Source organism: Embleya sp. NPDC025285, from assembly GCF_055558835.1.
Map to the genome: position 1 here is coordinate 1 of NZ_JBVHLU010000246.1, position 3,392 is coordinate 3,392.

The window sequence follows — 3,392 nt, forward strand, 5'->3', positions numbered from 1 at the left end:
ACCGAGGACGCCGTCAACGACGTACGCAACGTCCTCGCCGCAACCGTCAACCCGGCCGACCCCGCCGGAGTCAAGGTCAGCCGCCCCTCCGACGCCCTGGAAGCACAACTCGCCGCCAAGAACACCTTCACCGGCCTGTTCGTCGGCCTCGGCGCCGTCGCCCTCCTCGTCGGCGGCGTCGGAGTCGCCAACACGATGGTCATCTCCGTCCTCGAACGCCGCCAGGAAATCGGCCTGCGCCGAGCCCTGGGCGCCGGACGCGGCCAGATCCGCCTCCAATTCCTCACCGAGGCAATCACCCTCTCCGGCCTCGGCGGCATCGCGGGCGTACTCCTCGGACTCACCGTCACCAGCGGATACGCCCGCGCCCAGGGCTGGCCACTCGTACTCCCCTGGCCCGCCATCCTCGGCGGCGTCGCCGCATCCATCGCCATCGGCGCACTCGCCGGCCTGTACCCGGCCGGCCGCGCGGCACGACTACCACCCACCGAAGCACTGAACTCGGGCTGAGGACCGGACACGGGCGGGATCGGCCGAGCCGGCCGGATCGGGTCCGGATGTCGTCCGGACGGAACCTCGGCAGAGTCCGGGCACCGGCTGGGCACTGATCGGCACTGATCGGCACCGATTCGGTATCGGCCCGGCACCGACCCGGCTCGGATCCGTACCGCGTTCGGCTCGACCCGGCCCGTTTCGATCCCATTGGGGTGTCGTCCGGCGCCGATTGCACTTCGGTACAGCCGTCCGCAGCCACTCGCGATCGCCCTCGACCCGAAGCGCCCTCCGTTGAAGCCGCCCGTTCGTGGATTCCACCATCCGCGATCGGGCGGCTTCGCTACGTGCGACGTCCGAATCGGCTCCGGCGCTCGCGGGGGGATGCCCCCCAACGCCGATTCCTGCCGATCGCGGCTTCGGCTTGGGAGGCTTGTCGAGCCCTGGGGCACGCGCGCTTCGAGCGAGGGGCGAGCGCCTGGCTGGACGACTGGGAGACCCGGCCCGGCGACGGCCTCATTCTCAATCTCCGTGGGCCATACACCTAGGCGGCGTTCTCCTCCGGGCGGGGAAAGAAGGGGAGTTCGAGGTAGACGCGGTCGGCGGCGGCGAGGATGGCGGAGGCGTCGTCGACCGGTGGGTGGATGGCCTGGTTGATCCATGCCTTGATGGCCGCGCCGTCCGCGCCCGAGGCCATCACCTTGCGGTCCCAGCCCCGGGTGAAGATCGCGCCGGCGCCGCCCAGGTCCAGGCAGGTGACGTACGGGCCGGGGGTGAAGTCGCGCAGTGGCAGGTCCAGCAGGTCGGCCGCCGCGTTGTACCCGGCGACCTTGCCGAGCGGGGTGGCGTGTTGGCATGCCTGCATGACCGTGTGCTCGGCGTCGTACGCCGCCGCGGCCGTGTCCCCGGCGACGAACACGTCGGGAAGCGCGCGCAGCCGATGGTCCACCGGCACCCGGCCGAGGTCGTCGAGCTCGGCGGAGATCTGCCGGGTCAGTTCGCCGGCCTTCATCCCCACGCACCAGACCACCGCGTCCGCCTCGACCCGGGTGCCGTCGGCGAGGACGGCATGGCTTGCTCCGACCTCGGTGACCGTGGTCTCCAGGCGGCGTTCGATGCCCAGCTTGTCCAACGCCGCCTCGATCTCCTCGCGCGGGCCGGGACCGAGTTGGTCGGCGACCACCTCCGATCGGTCCACCAGCAACACCCGGCCTCGGGCGGCCAGTGCGGTCGCGGCCTCCAAGCCGACGAAGCCGGCGCCGACCACGACGGCGGAGTAGTCCGCGCGGTCGCGCAGATGGTCGGTGAGTCGCCGGGCGCCGTCCAGGGTGTCGATGTCGAAAAGCCGTTCGGCGCCGGGCAGGTCCTTCGGCGTGACGAGTTTGCTGCCGGCAGCCAGCACCAGGCGGTCGTAGGCGATCTCCTCGCCGTCGGCCACCAGCACGCGGCGATCGGTGTCGATCGCGTCGACCCGGGACCGCACATGGCGGACGCCGATCGGATCCAGGATCCTGGCGAGCTCCACCTTGGCCAGATCCGGCTCCGGCTCGTACAGGCGCGGCCGGAGCACCAAGTGCTCGTTGGGCGCGACGAGGGTGATGCGCAGGTCCGCGTCCCCGCGTGCCAGTGCCGCTCCCGCCGCGCTCCACACACCCGCGAAACCGCCCCCGATGATCACCACGTGTGCCATCCCGTCGTCCTCTCTCGTGCGTCGTCCCCTCATGGAGGGGCTTCGGCAGGGAGACAAGACAGCGGGTTCAGATGTGACCGACGCGGGCGAGCTTCTCGGGATTGACGAGCCTTCTGAACGTCGTGATCCGTCCGTTGGCGACTTCCACGGTGTCGAGCCAGACCGGTTCACCGCCGCTGTAGGTGACCAGGGCCGGGTGCCCGTTCACCTCGAGGATCCGGAACGCGTCCGGGCGCCTGATCCGGATCTGCCCGACCGCGAGCAGTGCGATCGTCTCGGCGCCGTGAACCGGCCTGCGCGCGGCGGTCGCCTTGCCTCCGCCGTCCGCGATGTAGACGGCGTCGGGATCCAACAATCCGACAAGTTCGGCAATATCCCCCGCGTCGGCCGCGGCCTTGAACGCTTTGAGGACGCGTTCGGTCTCGGCCTTGCTCGCCCGGGGCCGCTCCCGAACCTCGGCGACCCGCGCCCGCGCACGGGAGGCGAGCTTGCGGCCGGCGGCGGGTGTACCACCGAGCACCTCGGCGATCCTGGCGAACGGGAAGTCGAAGACGTCATGCAGGACCAGTGCGACGCGTTCGGCGGGAGAAAGCGTCTCCATCACCACCAGCATCGCGGTGCCCACCGACTCGTCCATGAGCACCCCGACGGAGGCGTCCGGGCCGGTCACCAGCGGCTCGGGCAGCCATGGACCCACGTAGCACTCGCGTCGGACCCGCGCGGATTTCAGCACGTTGAACGACATTCGGGCGGCCATCGTCACCAGCCAGGCCCGCAGATTCCGCACCTCGGACACATCCTCGGCGGCACTGCGCAACCAGACCTCCTGCGCCACATCCTCGGCATCCGCGACCGTACCCAGGATCCGGTAGGCCGCCCCGAAGACCGCAGGGCGATGCGACTCCCAGTCGGTCTCCGTCAACGTGCCGGTGAGTTCCAACCCGGTCTCCCTGTCCTTCGGATCGGTTCGGTGCTGGACCTGCGATCCTAGGCAAGCCACTCCCCCATCCCGGGCCGGGGTCGGCCACGCCGGCGCGAAGCCCGCCGCGGGTACGGAGGGATTCGGGCCGGCTGAGCAGTTGCGCGTGCAGCCCGGTGTTCTCCCGGAGCGCCGTGTCCAACCACGCGGGGGGGGGGGGGGGGGGGGGGGGGGGGGGGGTGGTGGGGGGGGGGGGTGGGGGGGGGGGGGGGGGAGGGGGTTTTTGCTTTT

The 3,392-nt window shown here is 71.1% G+C and carries 3 protein-coding genes; 1 reads left to right on the plus strand and 2 read right to left on the minus strand.

Annotated elements, in window-relative coordinates; translation table 11 throughout:
• On the plus strand, nucleotides 1-510 hold a 510-nt coding region (locus tag ACZ4FV_RS51825), incomplete at its 5' end, for an ABC transporter permease (protein ID WP_465328403.1).
• A 526-nt stretch (nucleotides 511-1,036) separates the two neighbouring features.
• On the opposite strand, the gene ACZ4FV_RS51830 is transcribed toward ACZ4FV_RS51825, so the two are convergent.
• The gene (locus ACZ4FV_RS51830; RefSeq protein WP_395874704.1) at nucleotides 1,037-2,182 is read right to left on the minus strand and encodes an NAD(P)/FAD-dependent oxidoreductase; all 1,146 of its coding nucleotides are present in this window, start codon (nucleotides 2,180-2,182) and stop codon (nucleotides 1,037-1,039) included.
• A 67-nt stretch (nucleotides 2,183-2,249) separates the two neighbouring features.
• The gene (gene sigJ, locus ACZ4FV_RS51835) at nucleotides 2,250-3,122 is read right to left on the minus strand and encodes an RNA polymerase sigma factor SigJ (RefSeq protein ID WP_402241987.1); all 873 of its coding nucleotides are present in this window, start codon (nucleotides 3,120-3,122) and stop codon (nucleotides 2,250-2,252) included.
• Nucleotides 3,123-3,392 lie beyond the last annotated feature (270 nt).